Here is a 21,997-nt window from a genome sequence, read left to right as displayed (position 1 = left end):
CTCGGCCTCTTCCTCCTCGGCCTCTTCCTCCTCGGCCTCTTCCTCCTCGGCCTCTTCCTCCTCGGCCTCTTCCTCCTCGGCCTCTTCCTCTTCCTCTTCCTCTTCCTCTTCCTCTTCCTCTTCCTCTTCCTCTTCCTCTTCCTCTTCCTCCTGCAGGCCGTCTTCCTCCTCATCACTTTCCTGATTTAGGATGCCGGTCGCAGCCTGCGCCCGGAAAGGGTCCAGATTGAAAGGGGGAATGCTGAGGAGAAGCAGGGCCGAGCCGGCGATCAGGATGGGCTTGAAGCTCAGCCTGCCAAGGGTCCACCATTGCGTCATCATTGCCCTGGCCTCCGGTCCGGAAAGGACGGTCTGAAAAAAACTTACAGCAGGATGGAATAAAACCGCTCCTGAAACGTCAACACGGTAACAAGACCAATTGGACAACGCGGTGAACGACGAATTGATCTCCATATTGCCCCGGCTAAGGCGGTTCGCAATTTCCCTGGCGGGGGATCGTTCCGAGGGCGATGATCTGCTGCAGAAGGTGGTTGAACGCCTGCTGACTCGGAGCGTGCCGGATAATGCGGATCTCCTGCGATGGAGCTTCCGGATTTGCCGCAATATCTGGATCGATGAGGTGCGCAGCCGAAAAGTCCGGTCCCATGTCGCAGTTGAGGAAATGTCCGATCAGCTGCGCGGTGAAGACGGAGAAGTCTCGGCCATGGCGCGCCTCACCCTGCGAGATGTAAATGCGGCTCTTGACGCCCTGCCGGACGATCAGCGTGTAGCGTTGGTTCTCGTTGCTGTGGAAGGCTTCAGCTATGCCGAGACAGCGCAGACGCTGGATGTGCCGGTTGGCACGGTAATGAGCCGGGTGGCCCGGGCACGAAAAGCGCTTGCCGGCCAGTTCGGCGACGACCCCGTCCTGACGCAGAAAGGGGCGAGCCATGAGCTTCACTGATCAGCAGTTATCCGCCTATCTCGATGGCGAGCTGGCCGAGGACGCGGCCGGTGCCGTCGAGACGGCCCTGCAGGATGATGCGAGCCTGCGCGAGCGTTTGGCGCGCCTGCATAATGTCGACGCGGTGCTAAGCGAAACCCTGGGCGGTATCGCCGAGGAGGACGTACCCGATCATATCCTGGCGATGGTCGAGGGGGCGTCCGCGGCGAAGGTGGAGCCGGCCGTTTCCGGGCAAGTGGTGACCCTGTCGTCCGGGAGGTCACGTCTGTCCGGCTGGACCATGCCGGCCAGCCTTGCGGCCTCTTTGCTCTTTGGTCTGCTGATCGGCACCCAGGTGATGCAGCTCACAGGGTCTGGGGCCCCTGCCGGTCTGCCGGCCGGACCGGTTGAACCCGGATCCGCGCTCTATGCGGCTCTGGAGCGGACCCCGAGCGGTGCGAGTGTCGGTGGGATTTCCCCGACCCTCAGCTTCGCCTCGGACACAGGGGTGTGCCGGGAGGTCAGCACTCAAAGTCAAAGGGCGCTGGCCTGCCGTGACGCCTCAGCCTGGACGGTTCTGGTGGTCACACAGGATGCGGTTTCGTCAGGTGGAATCGGCTACCGCACCGCCAGTGCAGAAACCTCGGTGATATTCGACGTGCTGGCGGACCAGCTGATGACCAGTGCGCCGATGTCGGCCGAGGCGGAAGCTGAGCGCATCGGCAATCAGTGGCGTGAACCGGCGCCCGACCGCGAAAACTGATCAAAAACAAGGGATTTTGAAGCGTGCGATTTCTCACGACGGCACCCTTGCGTGCTCTGCTCAACCCTGTCCTGATTTTGGTGCTGGTCTGCACGGGTCTTCTTATCGTGCATTTCCGCCAATCGCCGGACACGCTGTCGCGCCTGAAGGCGGAGACGCTGTATCACTATAGCCTGGTGATGCGTTTTGATGCGCAAGACGCCGAGGTTTCGGTGGCTACCTATCTGCCCCGCTCAAGCGAGCGCCAGGAAATCCTGCGGGAAGCGGTTCGTTCCGCCGATATGCAGTTCGATGACCGTAGTGACCAGAGCGGACGTTTCGGGCGCTGGACCGGTCAGGATGTGGATGAGATCCGCTATGAAGCCCTGATCGCGCTACAGGCCGTGCGGTTCGATCTGGATGAGGACCTGACCATCCCGGCCCGTCCGGACGGAATGGAAATGCACCTGCAGGCCACCGACGGCATTCAGGTCGGACATCCTGAGATCGCTGAGCTCTGGGCCGCCATCGCACCAGCCCAGGTCAACGAGCTGCTCCCGGTCCTGCGGGCGATCTACAGCTATACCTATGAGGAAATCTCTCCGGCTCCATTCAAGGGATACACCGATGCACTGACGGCGCTGCGCCTGCAGCAGGCCAGTTGCAACGGCAAGGGGCGTCTTTTCGCGGCGCTGGCCCGGCTGAACAATATTCCGGCCCGGCTTGTGGGCGGTGTGGTGCTTAATAACGGTTCCAAGCGGACATCGCATCAATGGGTTGAGGTGCTGATTGAAGGGCGCTGGGTGCCGTTCGATCCGACCAATGGTCATTTCGGCGCGCTGCCGGAAAACTACCTCCGACTCTATACCGGTGACGAGGCCCTGTTCACCCACAGCTCGAACATCAATTTCGACTACCGGTTTTCGATCCGCGAGCAGCAGACGTCTTCCGCGCTGTTCCGGTTTGAAGAGCGTAGCAGTGCTCTGCCGACGCTGAACGCGGCAGAATTGATGTCGCTGACCGGTCTCAACGAAAAGATGATCGGTGTGTTCCTGATGTTTCCGATCGCGGCGCTGATCATTGTTTTTCTGCGCAATGTCATAGGCATCCAGACGTTTGGGACTTTCATGCCCATGCTGGTTGCTGCGGCCTGCGTCCAGACCGGGCTGGTAGTGGGGACGCTGGTCTTTGGAGGCGTTGTAGGCTTCGCATTTCTGGGGCAAGCCTGGCTCGGGCGCTACAAGCTGCTCAAGGTTCCGCGTCTGGCTGCAATCATCACCTTGGTCACGCTGCTCTTCATTGTCCTGTTGTTCAATTTCGGGCGCGAAACCGAACTCGAATTCGGCGTGCTGGCTCTGTTCCCGATCGTCATCATCTCCTTCCTGGCCGAGCGCATCCATAACATGGTCGCTGAAGGCAGTTTGCGGGGCATGCTGGTGTCGTCCGCCGGCACAGTCGTGGCGATCGCGTGTTGTTATGTTGCGTTTTCCTCGGTCACCTTGCAGGGGCTGATTGCCCTGTTGCCGGAATTGCTGGTGCTGGTTCTGGCCTTGCAGATCGCCGCGGGGCGGTGGACCGGGATGCGTTTGCTGGAGTATTTCCGCTTCCGCAACATCCTCGATTCCGGGCCGGTGCTCAGCATCAATGAGCGCAATGTGGCTCTGGTCAATTCCCTCAATACGCCGGAGCTTCTCGAACTCGCCGCTGACAAGGTGCAAAGTAAGTCAGTCCTGCGAGAGCATGGCGTTCCTGTCGCTGATGACCTCGCCGTTTGCCGGACACACACCCAGCTCGGTGAGGTGCTGCATACCGCAGGCTTGCTTGACGCCTTCGCGTTGAAGCCCAATCGCGGCTCGCAAGGCAATGGCATTCTGATCGTCAAAGAGCGGGAGGGTGATGCCTTCATGACCCCCGGCGGGCGCCGTCTCAGCGCGGATGATATCAGCCACCACATTTGCGAAATTCTGGCCGGGTCTTTCTCCCAGGACGGATCGGAAGATGTCGCCTTCATCGAGCCCTTGTTGAGACAGCATCAGAGCCTCGATCAGATTGCGGCGCTGGGCCTCTCCGATGTGCGGGTCATCCTGCACGAGCAGAAGATCATTTCCGCGATGTTGCGGATGCCGACCCAGCTTTCAGGAGGAAAGGCGAACTTGCACCAGGGTGCGCTCGGGCTGGCCATAGATTTGGCCAGCGGGCAGGTGGCGCACGCTTCGATGAAGGGCAAGTCCGTCGACATCCACCCCGATACGCATTGCCCGCTGATCGGCTTTCAGCTCCCGCACTGGGCTGAAACCCTGATGACCGCCCGCAATGCCAGCCACGCTATCCCGCTAGGCTATATCGGGGTGGATATCTGTATCGACCGTACCCGCGGCCCGCTGGTCCTGGAAGTGAACGGGCGGCCGGGTATCGAAATCCAGAATGTGCAGAAACGCGGCCTGTTCGCAGCGCCGCAACAGGAGGAGCTCCGCTATGCATAAGAAGCGCATCCTGACCTCCGCGCCGGCGCTGGCCATCGCCGCACTCGCATTCATCGCTGCGGCCTGGGGAATTGAGCACCAGATGCGGGCGAATAATGAAAGCCTGCTGGCCTTTGCCCTGTCGTCCGATGATGGCCAGGAGTTTGATGCCCGAATTACAACGGCCTTGCCCGAAGCCGTAACCGAAGCATTGACCGGGCAGGTCATTGCGACCGCAGCCGGCAGCTTCCAGCTCGACACCCTGTCAGAGCTTGAACTCTTTGAGCTCGCGACGCCGGAAGCCCGGCTGGCCATGACCGCGTTCACCGGGCGTCTTCTGTCGTCTCGCAACAGGTTTGCCGAAGCCCTGGTTGTTCTGCGGTCGCTGAGCCCGGATGAGCGCGACGGTCTCGAGGCCTCCTTTGCCTACGCCGAAGCGCTCAAGGGAAGCGGGGAGATCGACGCGGCGCTCATCGCGTATCAGCGCCATATCGCCAATAATCCCAACCATCAGGCCGGGCATATCAATCTGGCCATTCTGTTGATGCGGCTGGATCAGCATGGCGCTGCCCGGCCGGTTCTGGAACGAGCGGTCGAAATCACCAGTGGCCGCCGAAAGGGCAAATCCTTCGCCCTTCTCGGTATACTTCACATGGAGCTGGCCGAGTTCGATCAGGCGGAGCGGGCCTTCCAGCAGTCCATCGAGTTTCGGCCGTCGCACGCCCCGACATGGCGCCGCCTCGCCCAGGCCCAGGCGCGCTCCGGCGCGATCGCTCAGGATGAGGTGATTGCCACCTTTCAGCGTGCTGCCGCCCTGTCTCCCGGCAATGGGCTGATCGAAATAGGGCTGGCGGAGTTTTTCTTCTCGACCGGGCGTTTCGATGACGCGCTGGCGCCTTTCCGCAGTGCCAGCCGCATGATGCCGCAAGATGGCGAGGTGCTGCTCAGCCGGGCGCTGAACCTGCTGGTTTCCGAACGCCCGTCGGCCGCGCGCAATGTTCTACGGACGCTTCGCTCCATGGAGTTGGACGGCGCGCAGGAGGGACAAGCGGAATTACTCGAAGAGATCCTCAATGGCTCCAACGCGTCTGTACTGCGGCATCTGCGGGCCCATGAGGCCGGTCATGGGTTGGCGGAGCGGGATGTGTTTCTTCAGATTCTCGGCCATCTCGATGTCGGTGATTATGACAATGCCCGGCGCTTCGCGGATGATCTGGCCAGCGCGTCCATCTTCTTCCAGCCAACCCGGTTCCAGATCGCAAGGCAGCTTTATCGCGATGGGCGCACAGAGGAAGCGCGCGCTGAGCTGCAAGCCCTCGTCGCGAACAATGATCAAAGTCCGATCTTCTGGCTTTATCTGGCGCGCGCGCAAACCGATCCGCAAGCGGCGCTGAGCGCGCACCGCCGGGCCCACCAACTCCTGCCGCGTTCCGGCCGCATGACGATCGAATTCGCACAAGCGCTCAATTCGGTCGGCCAGTCAGAGCCGGCGATTACTACCTTGTTCGCCTATCTCGATGATCACCCGAACGAAACCCGGGCGCTGCGGGCTCTCGCCGGGATTTTCGATGCAAACCAGCAATTGGGCCGGGCTGAGCAAATCTACCGGGTCATCTATGATCTCAACACCGACGATATGAGCGTCGGGACTGCTCTTGCGGATATCCAGTACCGCGCCGGGCGTTTCGATGCTGCGCTGGAGACGCTCGACAGTCTTGTCGAGCTGCAGCCGGCCCTGATCTCGATCCGGCAAAGCCGCGCCGAGACGTTGATGCGCCTGAGCCGCGAGGTCGATGCCCGGATGGAGCTCGAACGCATCCTCCGCCTTGATCCCGGCAATGAAACCGCAACCACAATGCTGGCTAATTATGCCGGCTAGTCCCTTGACCTGCCAAGGTTCCAGCAAAAAGGTACCGTCATGATCCGATCGCTTTCCGTTTCTCTTGTCGCACTTGCCCTGGCGGCGCCCGCGGCTACGGCCCAGATCACCGCGACACTGGAGACGGGTTATGATGATAACCCGTTCCGCTTGTCCGATCAGTTTGATCGCCGTGAAGGCGGTTTTCTCGATACCGAGTTGAGGTTTGAGCACGGTTTTGCCAACGGGTTTGGTCTCGACGCCCGTATCGGTCATCTCGCGGCCCAGAGCGCCGACGGCAACCGCACGGATTATGCCCTTACCGTCGGCTACGAGAACGAAACCACGCTTTTCGGCAAGCCCGCAGAGCTCGAATTCCATGTGCGTGGTGCCGGGCTCGACCGCAGTTTTGTCAGCCGCAATACCGGCGAGATCGGTCAGTTCGGCGGCAGCGATATCGCTGATCGCTTTGATCAGAGTTCCATGGAGTTCCGGGCCCGCGCGGACATTACCCTATCGGAGGCCTGGACTTTGCGGCTGCAGGGCGATGGCCGCAGCCGGTCCTATGAGGACTACACCGCATTGGGGCTGTCCAATCTGGATTATGACCAGGTCTTCGCCCATGCGCGCCTGCGCTACTGGCCAGACCGGATTACCGATGCCCAGATCGGGGTGTCGCTCGGTCATCGCGTGTTCGATGATCGCCGCGGTCGGGCGCTCGATACCGGCTTTCTGTCCGGGACCGACGTGGAGTTCAGCTACCTCAACATTGATGCGAGCTGGAAATACGTTTTCCGGCCAGACCATGATATCCGCCTCGCTTACAGCTTTGATCTGCGTGAGGACAATGTCACCGGCTATTACGACACCTCACTGCACCGTACCCGCTTGCGCTATCGCTATATGCCGGAATGGGGCAATCGATTTTCCGCCGAGATCGAGTATCGCGATTTTACCTTCGACAATATTCCCGCAGCCCTGATCGTGAATGATGAGGAGAATGTTGCGCCCAATGACGGCCTGCGCCTCACACTGTCCTATGACCGTCGCCTCATGCGCTCCGAAGACCGCGAAATCTGGCTCGACCTGTCGCTCACCCATGATGATTTCTCCAGTCCCAACGACGCCTTCAATTATGATCGCACCGTTGCGCGGGTCGGGATCGTCGTTGAATTCGGCTGAGTGTGGGGCACGTAGCGTTTTCCGCCTGCCGGCTCAGCTGCACTACACAAAACAAGCTCAATCTTGCCTGCGGCCAATAAGGTGAGGGTGAGCCGTCATGGGCTAATCGGCTGGTCCGTTCTATCAATGGCCGAACCAACATTTCAAAAAACTTTTGTGGCTGGGTGCATCCGGAATCCGCATTGCGCGCATCCCACAGGCAACATTCCAACAGATCTTTAGAAAGGATCCTAAATGTTGCGTTCGATAACCGCTCTGGCGGCGTTCTCTTCACTCGCGTTCTGCGCTCCGTCGGTGCTGGCGCAGGATGAAGCTCCGATCGAAGTCATGGTGCTCGGAAGCTATCACTTCTCTGGCGGTGCAGACCTGCACAATCTTGACGTCGACAATCACACCTCGCCGACGCGTCGCGCGGAAATCGCGGTTGTGCTTGATCAGCTTGAGCGCTTCGCTCCTACCAAGGTCATGGTCGAGCTCACACCGGACCGCGAAGACGTCTTCAACGAGCGCTATCGCGAGTATCTCGCCGGTGAGTACACACTGCGGGCCAGCGAGAGCCAACAGATCGGCATGGCGATGGCCGGACGTTTTGGCCACGAGCAGCTCTACGCTGTCGATTATCGCAATGGGATGGATTTTTCCGCCATGGTCGCGGCGGCCGAGGCCAGTCAGCAAACGCGCGTTCTGTCTGATTTCGCGAACTTCAACGCCAATGTCGTCGATATGATGGGCGCGATGGAAAATGGCACGGTTTACGAGCGTTTGGCCTTCGTGAATTCGCAGGATGTGCTTGATCTTCACAATGGCTATCTTGTGCTTGCCCAGATGGGCAGTGTCGAGGATCCGGTTGGCGCCCGCAATATGGGTGACTGGTGGGAACGCAATCTCATCATTTTCTCTAACATCGCCAGTCACGCCGAGCCGGGTGACCGGATCTTGGTCGTTTATGGTTCCGGCCATAAATACCTGCTGGATCAGTTCTTTGATGAAGCGCCCGGCTTCGAGCTGGTGGATCCGCTGGATTACCTCCAATAGGCCAGCCGGCCTGTTCGGGCCTCGCAGTATACGGGTCATGACCGGTAGAGGTTTTGGCGCCCGGCCCTGTGTGCCGCCTGAAGGACAGGCGGTATGCAGGGCCGCGGGCGATTTGCCTCCCGGTGCTTTCACCGCATATCTCTAGTGGCGCGGTTGGGGTGAACGGCCCTGAAACTGCGCTAACTTGGGACGGGCTTCGCTCGAGAGGTGACCATGAAATCGATCCGCACCCTTCTTGTCATCCTCATTGTCGCCCTCATCGGGCTGGGCATTTCCTATGTTGCAGGGCTGGGCGATGAGCGTGTTGCCGGGTGTTCGGTGATCTTCGCGTGCGGGCTTATTGCCTTCGGCGTGAACTGGCTGGTTTTCATTCCCTCGGCGCTGGCCAGGAGCGAGAAATTCTACGATCTGACCGGTGCTGTAACCTATCTCAGCGTTATCGGAGTGGCGGCAGTGCTGTCGCAGCCGCTCGATTTGCGGGCCCTTGTGGTCGCCGCCCTGGTGGCTGTGTGGGCAATCCGGCTGGGCGGGTTTCTGTTCCTGCGCATCCAGAAGGACGGCTATGACCGCCGTTTCGATCAGATCAAGACGAACCCGCTCCGCTTCCTGGTGACTTGGTCGCTGCAGGGGCTGTGGGTGACGCTGACCGCGGCCTGTGCGCTGGTGGTGATTACCACTGAAACCCGTGTCGAGCCGGGCGTGTTCTTCTATGCAGGCCTGACCCTCTGGCTTGCGGGCTTCGGTCTGGAAGTGGTTGCCGATGCGCAGAAAAGCGCGTTTCGCAAAGACCCGGACAATGCCGGCCGCTTTATCGCGACCGGGCTCTGGTCCTGGTCGCGCCATCCGAATTATGTCGGTGAGATCGTGTTGTGGCTGGGAATAGCCATAATGGCCCTCCCGGTACTGAGCGGTCCGCAATGGGTCGTGCTGATTTCGCCGGTCTTCGTCTACCTGCTGCTGACCCGCGTCAGCGGTGTGCCGCTGCTAGAAAACCGGGCCAAGGAAAAATGGGGCGAGGATCCCGAATACCAGGCCTATTGCCAGAAGACGCCGGTCCTTTTCCCCTTTGGCCGGAAGAGTCAGCCCGTCGACTAGTCGGCGCATTGGCAAGTGACCGGTCTGATCTCAGGGCGCTTAGATACGGAATACCCGTTTGGCATTGCCCGACAGGAAGAGTTGCGTCATCTCTGCGCCGAGCTCAAGCTGGTCCAGACCCTCTAGAGCCTTGGCCGGGCTGATCATCGGGTAATTGGTGCCGAACATGACCTTGCTCGCGCCATGCGCTTTCATATAGCGCACCAGCTCCTCCGGATAGCGGCGGGCCGTATAGGCGGATGTGTCGATATAGACATTTTCGTGCTTGGTCGCGACGGCGATAGCCTCTTCGGTCCAGGGATAACCGATATGGCCGGCAACGATCACCAGTTCGGGAAAATCCAGAGCCACCTGATCGAGATAGATGGGCCGGCCGACCTCTGACGGCATCAGTGGGCCGGTATGTCCGATCTGGGTGCAAAATGGCACGTTCAGCTCGCAGCAGGCCGCATAGACCGGGTAGAAAAGCCGGTCGGTTGGCGCGCGTTGTGACAGCCAGGGCAGCACCCGAATAGCCTTGAAGCCGAGTTCTTCGACACAGCGCCGGATCTCCCGGACGGCGTCCATCGGGCGGGAAATGTCCACCGAGCCGACGCCGATCAGACGTCCCTCAGCTTCGCTCACAAAGGCGGCGACCTCGTCATTGGAAATGAGGTCGTGGCCCGGGGCCTGCCAGGCGCTGATCAGGGAGAGATTGACCGCTCCCTGATCCATCGCCGCGAGTGTCGCGGCAACGGGGAGCGGCTCTGTCGGCCGCTCCGTTTTTGTCCAGCGCCGGAGCGAGTCGAAGATCGGTGATTGGCTATGGCGCAGGGTCGGGTGCTGGGCCCAAACATCGATGATCATCCCGCTCTCCCTCCACGCTCACGGATACCCATATCTTCTATCGTGAGCGTAGAGCGAGGCAAGCGGGCTACGATTCCACGGCGCCGTCCTGTTTGCGCATCCAGTGGCGGGTGTTGATGCCGGCGAAGAGGAGCCAGAAGGCCACAACCCATTCGAACAGCGCGCCGGGCAGGAAGAAGAGCATGATGTGATCTTCCAGGGCCGGGAACAGGATAACGAGGGCAGCGACTGATCCGATCACCAGATAGGTGAACATGCCCCAGCAGGCCAGCCATCTGGGAATAAAGCGAGCGCGGAAGAACAGGGAGAAATAGAGCACTCCACCTACAGCCATCGGCATGAGCAGGAAATAGATCGTCGAGCTGTAGACATCGCGGAGCAACATCACCAGCGAGGTCCGCTCCTCACCGGAAAATGCCGGCATCAGGTCCGGGTTTATCACTGCGGTGAAGGCGGCATATTTGAAGATAATGAAGGTTGCGCCCATGGCGCCTTCAATGAGCCGGCAGAAGGCCGCGGTGAGCGCCGTTCCCTGGCTGACCGAGCGCAGCACGGCATACATGGCCGCAGCAGAGACGCAGACGAAGGTATACATCACTGCCTCGGCCAGGAGGCCTGTCCGGAACAGGAAGGCAAGGGACTCCGTTGCCCCGGCGTCTTCGGAGAGCGCCCGGATCGATGGCGGCGGCCCGAAGGTCATATAGATCCCCGCCGCGCTGTAGATAACATAGGAAAGACCGGCCAGCCGGGCCATGCGGCGGACGGTGGCTTCGTTTTGGAGAATGGCAGACATTTAAGCGCCCCGTAACAACACTAAACCAGACCGGCGGTGATCGCCGGATGGGTGTGTGCATGGCGCGGTTTAGATGGTCTGTCGTCCGGATGGGGCCATTCGGACGTCGATATCAGCGACTTTTCCCGCTCTTTACTCTCGCCTGACCCGTTCTTGCGCAGAGCCGTGCGATAGGTGCTCGGTGGCGTTCCAACATGTTTTTTGAAAGCGGCATTGAAAGTGGACCGCGAGTTGAAGCCGACCTCAAGACCAATCTCGAGAATGGTGAGGTTGGTTTGACCCAAAAGGCGCTTGGCCTCGGCGGCCCGGTGGCTGTTCACGAAATCAAAGAAATTCATCCCCAGATGCTGGGACAGCGTCTCTGAGATATGGTTCTTGGTGACCCCGGTAACGTCTGACAGCTTGCGCAGTGACAAGGCGCTGTCGGCATAGAGCGCATCGGTGTTCAGCGCGTTGATCAACTTGGAAGCGGTGCGGTTCAAGCGTTCTTCGGAAAGTAACTGGCGCCGGGCGGGAACATCTGCCTTCTGCGGTTGATCGGAAGCGAGTTGCGGCTGCCGCAAGCCGAGATAGGCGAAGGCTGCAATCGCCAGGGACTCAGTGACGGCCAAGGCGAGATTGAAAGCCGGAACCGAGGTTCCGGTCAGCCACATCCCTTGTTTGATGGTGAAAAACACCCAGGCGCCGGCGAAGACGAGCAGGATCATACGCAACCAGTCCAGCGAGCGCCGCTCGATATTGGCGAATTCCTGCATCATCTTGTGCCGGTGCGCGTGCTGCAGCTTCAAGGCGGCGCTGAGATAGATCGCGGTGAAAGTCAGGAAAATGAAAAGTGATGCCGTGCAGACGAAAACGGCGATCGCATAATGCTCCGGATTGCGGGTTGCGGGGTCAACGAGTGCGAGCTTCTCCTCGGCACTCAGTGTGGCAAAGGGCAGGCTTATGACAATCACCAGCGCCGGCCCGAGCAGCGCCCACCAGTCGCGGCCGCCAAAGCGTGGTCGTTCCGGCGAAATCAGGGCGCGGGTGTAGAAGAAGATTGCCGGGCCAAGGATCGTCTTGATCGATAAATCAAAACCCACCAGGTGCGGCGCCAATGCATAAGCGCCGGACACGACAAGAAGCTGGCCAAGCATGTGCACGAGCAGGGCTATCAGCAGCAAGGCGAAGAACACGGTCCGGTCTCGGCGCGGACCCGGGCTGGTGATCGCCATCAACAGCGCAAAGCCCAGCGAGCCGGCTGCGATCGCGTAGGCGATTGTCGAAAACGTGTTGAACATTGCCTGTGTTGTCTAACGGATCGAGGCCCGTGGCAATCTCCGATCCCGCTGACGCCGTAGACCACCGGGATTCCCGACCGGACCCCGCCGTCTGTTTCAGCCGGATTCAACGGCTTAGACCGGTATACGTGTTGAACAGCCGTCCGCGGTGATTGATCTGCCGCGCCTCGTGGGATTATCTGGAGGCCACAGCTAGCCGGTATCCGGCAAGGGCCGGAGGCAAACCGACACCGGATCATGGGTAAGCTCTACTTCACCTACAGCGCAATGAATGCGGGCAAGTCGGCGATCTTGCTTCAGGCCGCGCACAATTACGGCGAACGCGGCATGAAGGTGATGCTGTGGACGTCGGCCCATCACGCTGCGGACAAGACAGCCGCTTTTGGCGAGATTGAATCCCGGATCGGGCTGCGGGCCCGAGCGCACATATATCGCGGCGAGATGAATATCTTCGCCCATATCGAAGCCTACCGGGAGGAGCACGGGGTCGACGCTGTCTTCGTCGATGAGGCTCAATTCCTCAGCCGCGACCAGGTCTGGCAGCTGGCCCGGGTCGGCGATGAGCTGGGCATTCCCGTTCTATGCTACGGATTGCGCACCGATTTCCAGGGCAAGCTGTTTGACGGTGCTGCGACACTGCTTGCGATCGCGGATGATTTGCGCGAAGTCCGCACGGTTTGCCATTGCGGCCGCAAGGCAACGATGAATTTGCGTTTCGACCCGTCCGGTGACGCGGTCACCGAGGGGCAACAGGTGGGGGTGTCGAAAGACGCCTATGTATCGCTGTGCCGCAAGCACTGGCTTGAACGGCTGCAAAGCGGGATAAACACCAGCGCGCAAGCGGAGTGCGCGGCGGGGGAGTAACCCGGCCGGGTGTGGCACAAGAAGAGATCAATCTCGACACAATGACCGGATCGACCGGCGAAGGGACGATAGACGTATGAGTGCAAATATGATCGCCGGCCTGGGGGCCGTTCTACTCTTGCTGATCGCGTTTGTGTTCTCGACCAATAAGCGGAAAATCCGCTTGCGCACGGTGCTCAGCGCCCTGTTGTTGCAGGTCGCGATCGGCGGGCTTGTTCTGTTCCTGCCCATTGGCCGGGACATTCTCGCCGGCATGTCGGAAGGCATCACCCAGCTGCTCGCTTTTTCCCAGGCCGGTATCGAGATGGTGTTCGGACCATTGGTGTCTGAATCCGTCGGCTTCAGCTTTGCCCTCAACGTATTGCCGGTGGTTATCTTCTTCTCCGCCTTGATGTCTGTTCTCTACCATATCGGCGTGATGCAGTGGATCGTGCGGATTGTCGGCGTCGGCCTGCATACGCTGCTGTCTGCCGGCCGGGTGGTTTCGCTCAATGCCGCGGCCAATATTTTCGTGGGCCAGACCGAGGCCCCGCTTGTCATTCGCCCCTATCTCGACGGTATTACCAAGCCCCAGCTATTCGCCATCATGACCTCCGGTCTGGCCTCGGTCGCAGGTACGGTACTGGCGGCCTATGCCCAGATCGGGATCAGCGTTGAATACCTGCTGGCGGCCAGTTTCATGGCCGCTCCGGGCGGCTTGCTCATGGCCAGCATCATCATGCCGGCAGATGCTGAGGGCGATAAGGCCCAGGATATCGTCAAGGCGCCGCCGGAGCGTGAGCGTCATGCCAATGTGGTCATGGCGGCGGCTGTCGGAGCCAAGGATGGCCTGCACCTGGCGCTGAATATCGGCGCCATGCTGATCGCTTTCGTTTCGCTGATTGCGCTGGTGAACGGGCTTATCGCGGTGATCGGGGGTCTTTTCGGTGTCGAAGGCGTCACCATTCAGAGCATTCTCGGTCTGCTTTTGGCGCCCTTGATGATGGCTTTAAGCATTCCTGTGGCGGAGGCCCAGGCGGCTGGCGCCATTGTCGGCGAGAAACTGGTGATCAATGAATTCGTCGCCTATCTGACGCTGTCCGGCAGCCTTGAGGAGTTCTCGCCGCGCAGCCAGGCCATCCTCACCATCGCGCTGTGCGGCTTCGCCAATCTCAGCTCTGTCGGCATTCTGCTCGGGGGGCTGGGCAGCCTGGTCCCGGACCGGATCCCGGAAATTGCTCGCTTTGGTCTGCGCGCGGTTCTGGCCGGTTCGCTGGCCAACCTGATGAGCGCGGCGATTGCCGGCATGTTGTTCACCGGGTGATCCGATGACGCATCGGGTCATCCTCGATTGTGATCCCGGCGTCGATGACTGCATCGCGCTGCTGGTGGCCCTTGGGGCATCGGACCGGATCGAGCTGCAGTCGATCTGCGTTGTCGCTGGCAATGTTCCGGTTGATGTGTGTGCAAGGAATGCGCTGGGCATTCTGGCGCTGGCCGGGCGCGGCCATGTCCCGGTCTATTCCGGTTGCGAGCGTCCGCTGCGGGTTGAACCGAGTTTTGCCGAGCATATCCACGGCCGCAGCGGGCTAGGCGATGCGACCTTGCCAGCAGCGATCAGCACACTCGAACCGGCCAATGCGGTCGATCATCTTTGCAGCGCGTTCGGGGCGGCCGAGCCTCAGTCAATCACGCTGGTGATCACCGGCCCGATGACGAATTTCGCCACGGCACTGCAACGCGATCCATCGATCAAGGCGGCGGTGCGTGACGTGGTCATCATGGGCGGGGCGTCTGAGGCCGGGGGCAATATCACCCCGTTTGCCGAGTTCAACATCTATGCTGACCCGGATGCGGCGAAAACGGTGCTCGAAAGCGGCTGCAGGACAACGTTGATCGGGCTCGATGCGACGCTGCAGTTTCGCTGCACCCCGTCACGCATGCAGCGCCTGACCCAGGCTGATCACGCGGCCAGCCTGACCTCGGCGGACATGATTGCCCACGTCAACCGCGTCTATGGGGAAGTCTACGGAGCCGAGGGCGCAGCCCTGCATGACCCCTGTACGGTCGGTTATCTCCTGGCACCGGAACTCTTCGATACGCGTGAGGTTGCCATTGATGTCGATTGCAGCACCGGCGATACCCGCGGACAGACCCGCATTCATGCGCCCGGCGAAGTGGACGGCCTGCCGGTGATCAACTGGGTGACCGGGGTGCGCGACACGGCCTTGTTCGATCTGATCGTGACAGAAATGGAGCGTCTGTGATGACGCACAACATCACCATTGTCGGTTCGGTCAATCTCGACCTCGTCGTGCGCTGCGCCCATCTGCCGGCCGCCGGCGAGACGGTTCTGGGTGATGGCTTTGCCAAGCATCCCGGAGGCAAGGGCGCCAATCAGGCGCTCGCGGCCAGGCGCCTGGGTGCAGATGTCGATCTGATTGCCTGTGTCGGCGAGGATGACGAGGCCGACGCCGCACTCGCGCTGATGCGTGCGGAGGGCGTTGACCTGTCGCGTTGCCGGAGCATTGCCGGTACGCCGACCGGTGTGGCCATGATCGCAGTCGAGCCGGAGGGCGATAATCAGATTGTCGTGGCCAGCGGTGCCAATGCGCAATTGACGGTCGCCGACCTGCCCGAGCGGATCGAGGGCGCCCTGATCGGCCAGCTGGAAACACCTGTAGAGGTTCTGGTCGAAGCGCTGGCGCGGTGTGCCGGTCTGACCAGTTTGAACCTCGCTCCGGCTCAGCCCCTCGACACCGCCGTCCTGGAACGCGCGGACCTGTGCATAGTCAACGAGGCTGAGTGCGCGTTCTACGGGACCGAGCGCCTGTTCGCCGCGGGCGGCCTGACGGCCCTGACGCTGGGCGCGCGCGGCGCGGTCCTGTTCCGTGACGGTATCGAGATTGCGCAGGCCCGTCCGCCACGTATCACCCCGCATGACGCCACCGGTGCCGGTGATACGTTCGTTGCCGCTCTGACGCTCGCCCTGCTGGAGGGGCAGGCACCCCAAGACGCGCTCGAATTCGCCTGCGCAGCGGGAGCTGCAGCGACCCTGACTGCCGGAGCCCAACCGGCCCTGCCCCGGCGCCAGGCGGTTGAGGCGCTTTTATTCCAGGGGCATGTGGGCTGAGCTCAGCCCGCGATCTGACCTGCGGCGGGGTTGAGCCAGCGGGGCAGGGCGTTTGCGTTTCGAGCTAGTCGAAACAGCCATGCTTCAACGCTTGGGGTGAACCCTATGAAACAGTGCCAAGCGCACGAGCGGAGCTTCCCGTTTCGCTAAGGCGGTCGCCATTTTTACAAAAAGCACCAAAGATTGCAGTTTTGATTTAATGCAATCCTATGGTATGTATCGGTTGTGCCGGACGGTGTCACAGCGCCCGGCGAGACCACACCCATGTACGAGTTCCACAGCCATACCCGTAACGGGATAGGGGAGGACAACTCATGGCTTCAAAACGTAAACCGCCGACCACCAAGCGTCCGAGCGCGCAAGCCGAGGCGATGTCGGAAGCGGCGGGCAGCGGACTGGACAATCTGATCACTGAGCTGAAGAGCAACCGGGATTTGTATTTCCGGCTGAGCACCGACCCGCAATCTGTTGTGGGGGAGCTCAAGGGGCTCGATGACAATGAGCGCGCACTCGTCAGCGTGGTCAATCCGAAGGATCTCATCACGATAGATTTCCATCGCGCCAGCGACGGCGATGGTTGTGGTGCGAGCTGCGGTGCGAGTTGTGGTGGCAGTTGCGGTGCCAGCTGTGGCGCCTCCTGCGGCGGTAGTTGCGGCGGTAGCTGCGGTGCCTCCTGCGGCGGCAGCTGCGTGGCCAGTTGTGCTGCAAGCTGCATCGCCAGTTGTGTCGCCTCCGGTGTGCTGGCGGCTGTGGACGACTGGTATTCGACGCCATTGCCGGAAATGGAAATCGACGATGCCCAGAAGCTCATTCCGCTGATCCAGGCTGAGATCAAGGAGTTCTCCGCCTTCATGCGCTAGAGCGGCGTTTCGTCCGTTTTCTGGTGGAGCTGAGTAGGCAGCATAACGACGCGGGACCGAGACCGATGCACGATGCAGGGGGGGCTAAAACTGATAGGCGCACTTATTGTGATGCGCTTGTTGAGCTTGGCCTCCCGGCAAAGCGTATGGGGGTCTGGGCCCAGGTTGGAATGCCCGTGCGCCCGCATGGCTGGAAACTGCATCTCTCATCCGTGCAGGTCGAGGCGGAATCGCTCATGGAGCGGATCGTGCCCTGCCTCGCCCGTTTTGACGTGCCGTTCAAAGTCGCAGCGGATCCGAGCATTCTGGGGCTGTTGAACGAAGGGCTCCTCGGAGCGACCCAGGTTGGCAAGTTCGCGACAATCTATGTCGACGAGATCGCCGACCCCGGGCCAGCCAACCTGGTCGCTGAACTGCTCGACCTCACAAGCGGCTTTACTGGTCCCAGCATCGTCACGGACATGCATCTCGGGTCCATTGTCTATGCCCGCTACGGCGAGTTCGCCGGCCGCAAGCGGCGCAACCGGCTCGGCCTGTTCGAAACACTCGATGAAGATGAGCCGCTGGTGCGCTACCAGGTTCCGTTCAACGTTCCCGAGGGGGCAGCCGGGGCGGAGCGCTTCCAACCCGTCGCCTCCTCCAGGCCAGCAGATCAATACCAGCTGCTCGGCGGCCGCTTTTTGCCGACCGGAAAACTGGCCGATCACGCCAAGGGCAGTGTCTTTCTCGCGCTGGACATGCAGTCCCAGGCTCAGGTGCGCAAAGTGGTTCTCAAACACGGGCGCGCAGGATGCATGTCCGACGTGGAAGGCCGTGATATCCGCGATCGTCTGCGCCATCAGGCCGGCCTGTCTGCGGCTCTGAGCGGGAATTTGGCCGTGCCGCAGGTGGCCGCCCTGTTTGACCAGGACGCCGATACTTATGTCGCACTGGAACTGGTCGAGGGCTATGGGCTCGCCACCTATCTCGGCACACCGTTTCATTCGCGCGATGCCGCCGGGCGCGAGCAGTTTTTGCGCGATCTGGCCGCAACCGCGGCAGCGATCGATGCGCTTCACGCCCAAGGTTATGTTCACCGCGATCTGACGCCGAACAATATCCGGATGTCCGGCGGTCAGGCCGTGCTGATTGATCTCGAGCTTGCCCATTCCCTTGCGTCTACCGAGGCGCCGTTCAGTCAGGGCACGGTGGGGTTCATATCTCCCGGCCAGAAGCGTGGCGAATGGCCGGTCATAGCGGACGATATCTATTCCTTCGCCGCGGTTGCGGCGGCGCTGCTGACAGGTTTTGCCGGGCATCAGCTTCCCGCTGGAATAAAGGATGGCGGGCGCCGGCTGGCCCGCTTGTCCGGAGCCGGTGACGAATTGTGCAGCTTGCTGGCCGGAGGCCTGGCCCTCGACCCTGCCGATCGCCCGACCCTTGCGGCTCTGCGTGCGGCATTGGATCGTGCCGTCGCCATGCCGCAAACCGCTGGACCGCAATCCCCGCCGCGCCAGCGCCTGATCGAGCAGGCAAGCGCGGGCTGTCACTGGCTGCTCGGTGACGCGGCGCGTTCGGAAGACAATGGCATGTGGCTGTCTCCGGCGCTGGAAGCCTCGCATACTCCGACGGGAGCGCCGGTGGTCGATTGGCGCGTCTATCGCAGTGCCAATCGGGGCGTGGCGGGGATTCTCTACATGCTGGCGCGCGCGGCCCGTATCGGCCTGATCGCGCCGTCGCAAACTCTCGGTACGGTCAACCGCGCCGTTGACTGGCTGCTGGCTCATGAAGATACGTCCGACGACCAGTTGCCGGGGCTGCATTTCGGGGAGGCCGGCGTGGCGGTCGCGATCTGCGAGGCGATTTCGGCGGGATTGATTCAAACCGGCCCGTGGACCGAGCCCTATCTGCGTCAGGTCTTCACCTCAGAGCCCAACTGGCCAGACCTGTCGCACGGCAGTGCCGGTCAGGGGGTTGGTGCCTTGCTGTGCGGCCATCACCTGTCTGAACCCTGGCTTATCGAGGCGGCGGATGCTTATGCCGGGCATCTGCGGGATACGCAGGCGGATGAGGGCGGCTGGGCCCTGCCGGAAGGCGTTCGCGAGATGACAGGACAAAGCTATACCGGTTTTGCGCACGGGGCTGCTGGCGTGGTCTATTTCCTCGCCGCCCACGCGGCTGCGCGTAAGGATGAGGCATCGCTCGACGCGGCGCTTGTTGCGGCTGACTGGCTGCTTGGCGAAGCGTCGCCAACGGCAAGCGGAAGTGGGCTCAGCTGGACGATGACGCCGGAGACCAGCGATGCCTGGACCTGGTGGTGTCATGGGGCGCCAGGCATTGCGCTGGCTTTCCTGGCCCTTTATCGCGCAACCGGTGATGCGCTCCACGCGGGAACGGCCAGGGCGGCCTTGCGCTCAATCCCCGCGTCGATCCGTCCGGCAAATCTGAGCCAGTGCCACGGCCTTGCCGGATTGTCTGAAATGCTGCTGGAAGGCCATGACGTCCTAGGCGACGAGGTCATGCAGGAGCAGGGCGTCGCCTTTGCCGGCTTGTTGGCCGAGCTGGCCGTACCGATGTCGCGCGGCTCGGCCTGGCATGTCGAGAATGCCCACGCGTTTGAGCCCGACCTGATGACGGGGTGCGCCGGTGTCGTCCATGCCCTGGCCCGGGCTGGGACCGCCGATCGCTCGGATCTCAGCATGCCATTATTATTGCCCGCGGCCTTCTGGGAGGCCCGGTCATGAATCTGCTCACCGCCCAGTTTTCCGCCACAGCGCTGGATCAGGTCCGTCGCGCCTATTCTGCTGGCACAGATCGCCCGGCCCCGCGCATAGCCAATATGGAGAAGCGCCAGAGTGCGCGCTATGTCGCCGATCTCTCCCGCCGTGTGTCCAGGGCGGACATGGAAGCCCTCAACGAAGCGACACAGTTGCGCGAACAGGCGCTTGTGTTTGCGCGCAAAGCGCAGACCCGTCGAGCCCGGGGGCTTCTCGATGAGGCCAGCGCGCTCATTGCCTCTCGGATCGAGGACCGGGAAGGCCAGGTCAGTGCCGCTTCATTCCACGCCGCCGCCGCTGGTTTCGTGGAGCATGTCGAGGCGCATCATGAGGCGGCGAAGGAGGAGATGCTCAGCGCCTTGCGGCATTGCCGAACACTGGCGCTGGAATTTGATCACAGCGTGGCCATGCGCCGCGTCCATCTGGCGCGCAATGTGGCCCGACTGGTCTGGGCGCTGGGGGATCATCGCGGCGCAATTGCTCTGTGTGACCAGCTCCTCGATTATTGCTGGAGTAAAGACGCGCCATGGCCGCTGGGTGAAGACACGCGGATCGATCCCGAGCCCAAGACAGACTTGCGGCGTGATGAACGGGTCTTCCTCACCGACCAGTTGATGTCGGAAATCGTCAGCACCTGCGCCGATGCTCGTGCGCGCTCCATGACCCTATCCCTCGATGCGCGCCCGATATGGGAGGGCTTGGCGGACAGATTGCCCGAGCGCGCGCAGGCCGTGCGGCGTTTCTGCGCCGCTATGCCCGGCGCTGAGCTGGATGCATTACTGGCCGCTGCCTCTCGATATCTGGGGGGCGGCCCCGGCGATCTACCGATGACCTGGCGGCGAATCCTGCGCCTGGTTGAGAACGAGACTGGCGAGACGATCGAGCAAGGCTGACTCTCTGCCCCCAAGCCTGCCGATAACACTCACAGCTTGCTCTTTTGCAAGCGGGCAGCAAAGCTATCGGCCATGCCTCAGCCCAGCGATTCCAAGATCGAAGCCTTCATACAGGACCTGTCATCGCCGGTGTGTGACGCGCTGGTCGTCTTCGAGCATGACGCACTGGTGGTTGATTGGCGTTCGCCGCGGGCACCAGATCTGTTCGACCTCAGATCTGTCACCAAGTCGGTGATTTCCGTCCTGCTTGGCCGGCTTGAGTATGCCGGCTTGCTCAGTGACGCCGACCTTTTGCTTGGTGACATATTTGACGAGTGGAAGCAGACGACCAAGGCTGGCATAACCCTGCGCCAACTCATGGCCCAGACGACCGGTCTCGACGCCACAGCACATTCGGAAACCGTTTTCGCGTCCGGAGATGTGGTTGGGTTTGCGCTCGATCTCGATCTTGTGGAGGAGCCTGGCCAGCGTTTCGCCTACAACAACGCTGCGACCAATCTCTTGCCCGAATTCGTTCGCCGCGTGACCGGGGCCCCCTTCCTCGATGTTGTACGCGAACTGTTGTTCGATCCGCTGGAGATTTCGGATTGGGACTGGAAGAGCGACCTGGCCGGCAATCCTCTGGGGATGAGCGGATGCCGCCTGTCGCCACGCGCGCTGGCAGATATCGGCCGCCTGATAAACGGGGACGGACACTGGCACGGTCAGCGCTTGCTTGCGGCTGACTGGCGCGCGCGGTCCACCACTCCCATACCGCCCGCGGCGGCGGATGACCCGCATCGCACCCGTCTGGATTATGGCTTGCTGTGGTGGCTCCTATACCCGGCCGATGAGCGCTTCGCCATTGATGAGGAGGTCGTCGGGGCCTGGAAAAGCGCCGATCCACCTCTCGACGAGGCCGTGTTGGAACGCATGTCGGGATTGATGGGAAGCGGGTACAGCGTCGAGGAATTGCTGGCCGCTGCGACCGATGCGCTCTTGCCCCTGTCGAGCTCGGGCCGTGAAGGCGCAATCGAGCTTTGGCATGACAATACCTGGCGCCGCGGCTTGCCGGACGCCCGGCGCGCAGCCGGCTCGGCCATTGGCTTCTATGCTGAGGGTGATGGCGGGCAAATGCTGGTGTGCCGGCCGGGCTCCGGGCAGGTGATCGTGCAATTGGTCGGAGATGAAGCCGCGCCCGCCTCTGCCCAGGCCCTTTCCCAGGCCGTAGCGGGGCTGTTTTCCGGCTGACGCCCAACAGATCTCTTGCTGCATCACCTTGTGAAGGGCGCGGAAATTCTCCACGGTTCGCCCGGGG

Annotated in this window: 19 protein-coding genes; 15 read left to right on the top strand and 4 right to left on the bottom strand. The window is 61.5% G+C overall.

The window, feature by feature from the left end; all coding sequences use genetic code 11:
* On the bottom strand, window positions 1-321 hold a 321-nt coding region (locus tag Q1V57_RS13855), incomplete at its 3' end, for a hypothetical protein (RefSeq protein ID WP_300532049.1).
* Window positions 322-430: 109 nt separating this feature from the next.
* Here Q1V57_RS13855 and Q1V57_RS13850 point away from each other — a divergent pair.
* From Q1V57_RS13850 to Q1V57_RS13820, 7 genes are all read left to right on the top strand, one after another.
* Window positions 431-943, top strand: a complete 513-nt coding sequence (locus tag Q1V57_RS13850) for an RNA polymerase sigma factor (protein WP_300532047.1) — start codon at window positions 431-433, stop codon at window positions 941-943.
* Window positions 930-1,685, top strand: coding sequence for a hypothetical protein (locus tag Q1V57_RS13845; protein WP_300532045.1), 756 nt, complete (start codon window positions 930-932; stop codon window positions 1,683-1,685). Before Q1V57_RS13850 ends, Q1V57_RS13845 begins: the two co-directional genes overlap by 14 nt.
* Window positions 1,686-1,708: 23 nt before the next feature.
* The gene (locus tag Q1V57_RS13840) at window positions 1,709-4,147 is read left to right on the top strand and encodes a sugar-transfer associated ATP-grasp domain-containing protein (protein ID WP_300532043.1); all 2,439 of its coding nucleotides are present in this window, start codon (window positions 1,709-1,711) and stop codon (window positions 4,145-4,147) included.
* On the top strand, window positions 4,140-6,005 hold the full coding sequence (locus tag Q1V57_RS13835) for a tetratricopeptide repeat protein (RefSeq protein WP_300532041.1): 1,866 nt from the start codon (window positions 4,140-4,142) through the stop codon (window positions 6,003-6,005). The genes Q1V57_RS13840 and Q1V57_RS13835 overlap by 8 nt, the downstream gene beginning before the upstream one ends.
* 39 nt (window positions 6,006-6,044) lie before the next feature.
* Window positions 6,045-7,166 carry a hypothetical protein gene (locus Q1V57_RS13830; protein ID WP_300532039.1) on the top strand — a complete coding sequence of 374 codons (1,122 nt, stop codon included), beginning with the start codon at window positions 6,045-6,047 and terminating at the stop codon, window positions 7,164-7,166.
* A gap of 234 nt (window positions 7,167-7,400) precedes the next feature.
* The gene (locus Q1V57_RS13825) at window positions 7,401-8,201 is read left to right on the top strand and encodes a DUF5694 domain-containing protein (protein WP_300532037.1); all 801 of its coding nucleotides are present in this window, start codon (window positions 7,401-7,403) and stop codon (window positions 8,199-8,201) included.
* 213 nt (window positions 8,202-8,414) lie between these two features.
* Entirely contained in the window at window positions 8,415-9,296 is an 882-nt protein-coding gene (locus Q1V57_RS13820) for a DUF1295 domain-containing protein (RefSeq protein WP_300532036.1), read from the top strand.
* Window positions 9,297-9,335: 39 nt separating this feature from the next.
* Here the strand turns inward: Q1V57_RS13820 and Q1V57_RS13815 are convergent, their stop codons facing one another.
* The 3 genes from Q1V57_RS13815 to Q1V57_RS13805 form a co-directional block, all read right to left on the bottom strand.
* A complete protein-coding gene (locus Q1V57_RS13815; protein ID WP_300532035.1) occupies window positions 9,336-10,142 on the bottom strand; it encodes an amidohydrolase family protein in 807 nt (268 codons plus the stop codon).
* A gap of 67 nt (window positions 10,143-10,209) precedes the next feature.
* Entirely contained in the window at window positions 10,210-10,935 is a 726-nt protein-coding gene (locus Q1V57_RS13810) for a DUF4386 domain-containing protein (protein ID WP_300532033.1), read from the bottom strand.
* 20 nt (window positions 10,936-10,955) lie between these two features.
* The gene (locus tag Q1V57_RS13805) at window positions 10,956-12,215 is read right to left on the bottom strand and encodes a helix-turn-helix transcriptional regulator (protein WP_300532031.1); all 1,260 of its coding nucleotides are present in this window, start codon (window positions 12,213-12,215) and stop codon (window positions 10,956-10,958) included.
* Between the two features lie 237 nt (window positions 12,216-12,452).
* On the opposite strand from Q1V57_RS13805, the gene Q1V57_RS13800 reads away from it, so the two are divergent.
* The 8 genes from Q1V57_RS13800 to Q1V57_RS13765 all read left to right on the top strand — a co-directional run bounded on the left by Q1V57_RS13800 (window position 12,453) and on the right by Q1V57_RS13765 (window position 21,930).
* The gene (locus tag Q1V57_RS13800; RefSeq protein ID WP_300532029.1) at window positions 12,453-13,079 is read left to right on the top strand and encodes a thymidine kinase; all 627 of its coding nucleotides are present in this window, start codon (window positions 12,453-12,455) and stop codon (window positions 13,077-13,079) included.
* Between the two features lie 76 nt (window positions 13,080-13,155).
* Window positions 13,156-14,382, top strand: a complete 1,227-nt coding sequence (locus tag Q1V57_RS13795) for a nucleoside transporter C-terminal domain-containing protein (protein ID WP_300532027.1) — start codon at window positions 13,156-13,158, stop codon at window positions 14,380-14,382.
* A 4-nt stretch (window positions 14,383-14,386) separates the two neighbouring features.
* Window positions 14,387-15,325 carry a nucleoside hydrolase gene (locus Q1V57_RS13790; protein WP_300532025.1) on the top strand — a complete coding sequence of 313 codons (939 nt, stop codon included), beginning with the start codon at window positions 14,387-14,389 and terminating at the stop codon, window positions 15,323-15,325.
* Window positions 15,325-16,191: a ribokinase gene (locus Q1V57_RS13785; RefSeq protein WP_300532023.1), complete on the top strand. Its 867-nt coding sequence runs from the start codon at window positions 15,325-15,327 to the stop codon at window positions 16,189-16,191. The genes Q1V57_RS13790 and Q1V57_RS13785 overlap by 1 nt, the downstream gene beginning before the upstream one ends.
* Window positions 16,192-16,505: 314 nt before the next feature.
* The gene (locus Q1V57_RS13780; RefSeq protein WP_300532020.1) at window positions 16,506-17,051 is read left to right on the top strand and encodes a hypothetical protein; all 546 of its coding nucleotides are present in this window, start codon (window positions 16,506-16,508) and stop codon (window positions 17,049-17,051) included.
* Between the two features lie 170 nt (window positions 17,052-17,221).
* Window positions 17,222-19,774 (top strand): lanthionine synthetase LanC family protein, encoded by a 2,553-nt coding sequence (locus Q1V57_RS13775; RefSeq protein ID WP_300532018.1) that lies wholly within the window; start codon window positions 17,222-17,224, stop codon window positions 19,772-19,774.
* Window positions 19,771-20,700: a hypothetical protein gene (locus Q1V57_RS13770; protein ID WP_300532016.1), complete on the top strand. Its 930-nt coding sequence runs from the start codon at window positions 19,771-19,773 to the stop codon at window positions 20,698-20,700. Before Q1V57_RS13775 ends, Q1V57_RS13770 begins: the two co-directional genes overlap by 4 nt.
* 72 nt (window positions 20,701-20,772) lie before the next feature.
* Complete coding sequence (locus tag Q1V57_RS13765; protein ID WP_300532013.1) at window positions 20,773-21,930, top strand: serine hydrolase; 1,158 nt, start codon at window positions 20,773-20,775, stop codon at window positions 21,928-21,930.
* The last annotated feature ends 67 nt before the right edge of the window (window positions 21,931-21,997 follow it).

Origin of the sequence: Maricaulis sp. (assembly GCF_030149425.1) — a bacterium.
GTDB lineage: Bacteria > Pseudomonadota > Alphaproteobacteria > Caulobacterales > Maricaulaceae > Maricaulis.
This window is presented reverse-complemented; position numbering and strand designations above follow the sequence as displayed.

What these genes read in the sequence shown, in the direction of transcription:
- Q1V57_RS13845 (WP_300532045.1), top strand. Translation starts at nt 930, where the DNA reads ATGAGCTTCACTGATCAGCAGTTATCCGCCTATCTCGATGGCGAGCTG.
- Q1V57_RS13835 (WP_300532041.1), top strand. Translation starts at nt 4,140, where the DNA reads ATGCATAAGAAGCGCATCCTGACCTCCGCGCCGGCGCTGGCCATCGCC.
- Q1V57_RS13830 (WP_300532039.1), top strand. Translation starts at nt 6,045, where the DNA reads ATGATCCGATCGCTTTCCGTTTCTCTTGTCGCACTTGCCCTGGCGGCG.
- Q1V57_RS13825 (WP_300532037.1), top strand. Translation starts at nt 7,401, where the DNA reads ATGTTGCGTTCGATAACCGCTCTGGCGGCGTTCTCTTCACTCGCGTTC.
- Q1V57_RS13820 (WP_300532036.1), top strand. Translation starts at nt 8,415, where the DNA reads ATGAAATCGATCCGCACCCTTCTTGTCATCCTCATTGTCGCCCTCATC.
- Q1V57_RS13815 (WP_300532035.1), bottom strand. Translation starts at nt 10,142, where the DNA reads ATGATCATCGATGTTTGGGCCCAGCACCCGACCCTGCGCCATAGCCAA.
- Q1V57_RS13810 (WP_300532033.1), bottom strand. Translation starts at nt 10,935, where the DNA reads ATGTCTGCCATTCTCCAAAACGAAGCCACCGTCCGCCGCATGGCCCGG.
- Q1V57_RS13805 (WP_300532031.1), bottom strand. Translation starts at nt 12,215, where the DNA reads ATGTTCAACACGTTTTCGACAATCGCCTACGCGATCGCAGCCGGCTCG.
- Q1V57_RS13800 (WP_300532029.1), top strand. Translation starts at nt 12,453, where the DNA reads ATGGGTAAGCTCTACTTCACCTACAGCGCAATGAATGCGGGCAAGTCG.
- Q1V57_RS13795 (WP_300532027.1), top strand. Translation starts at nt 13,156, where the DNA reads ATGAGTGCAAATATGATCGCCGGCCTGGGGGCCGTTCTACTCTTGCTG.
- Q1V57_RS13790 (WP_300532025.1), top strand. Translation starts at nt 14,387, where the DNA reads ATGACGCATCGGGTCATCCTCGATTGTGATCCCGGCGTCGATGACTGC.
- Q1V57_RS13785 (WP_300532023.1), top strand. Translation starts at nt 15,325, where the DNA reads ATGACGCACAACATCACCATTGTCGGTTCGGTCAATCTCGACCTCGTC.
- Q1V57_RS13780 (WP_300532020.1), top strand. Translation starts at nt 16,506, where the DNA reads ATGGCTTCAAAACGTAAACCGCCGACCACCAAGCGTCCGAGCGCGCAA.
- Q1V57_RS13775 (WP_300532018.1), top strand. Translation starts at nt 17,222, where the DNA reads ATGCCCGTGCGCCCGCATGGCTGGAAACTGCATCTCTCATCCGTGCAG.
- Q1V57_RS13770 (WP_300532016.1), top strand. Translation starts at nt 19,771, where the DNA reads ATGAATCTGCTCACCGCCCAGTTTTCCGCCACAGCGCTGGATCAGGTC.
- Q1V57_RS13765 (WP_300532013.1), top strand. Translation starts at nt 20,773, where the DNA reads ATGCCTCAGCCCAGCGATTCCAAGATCGAAGCCTTCATACAGGACCTG.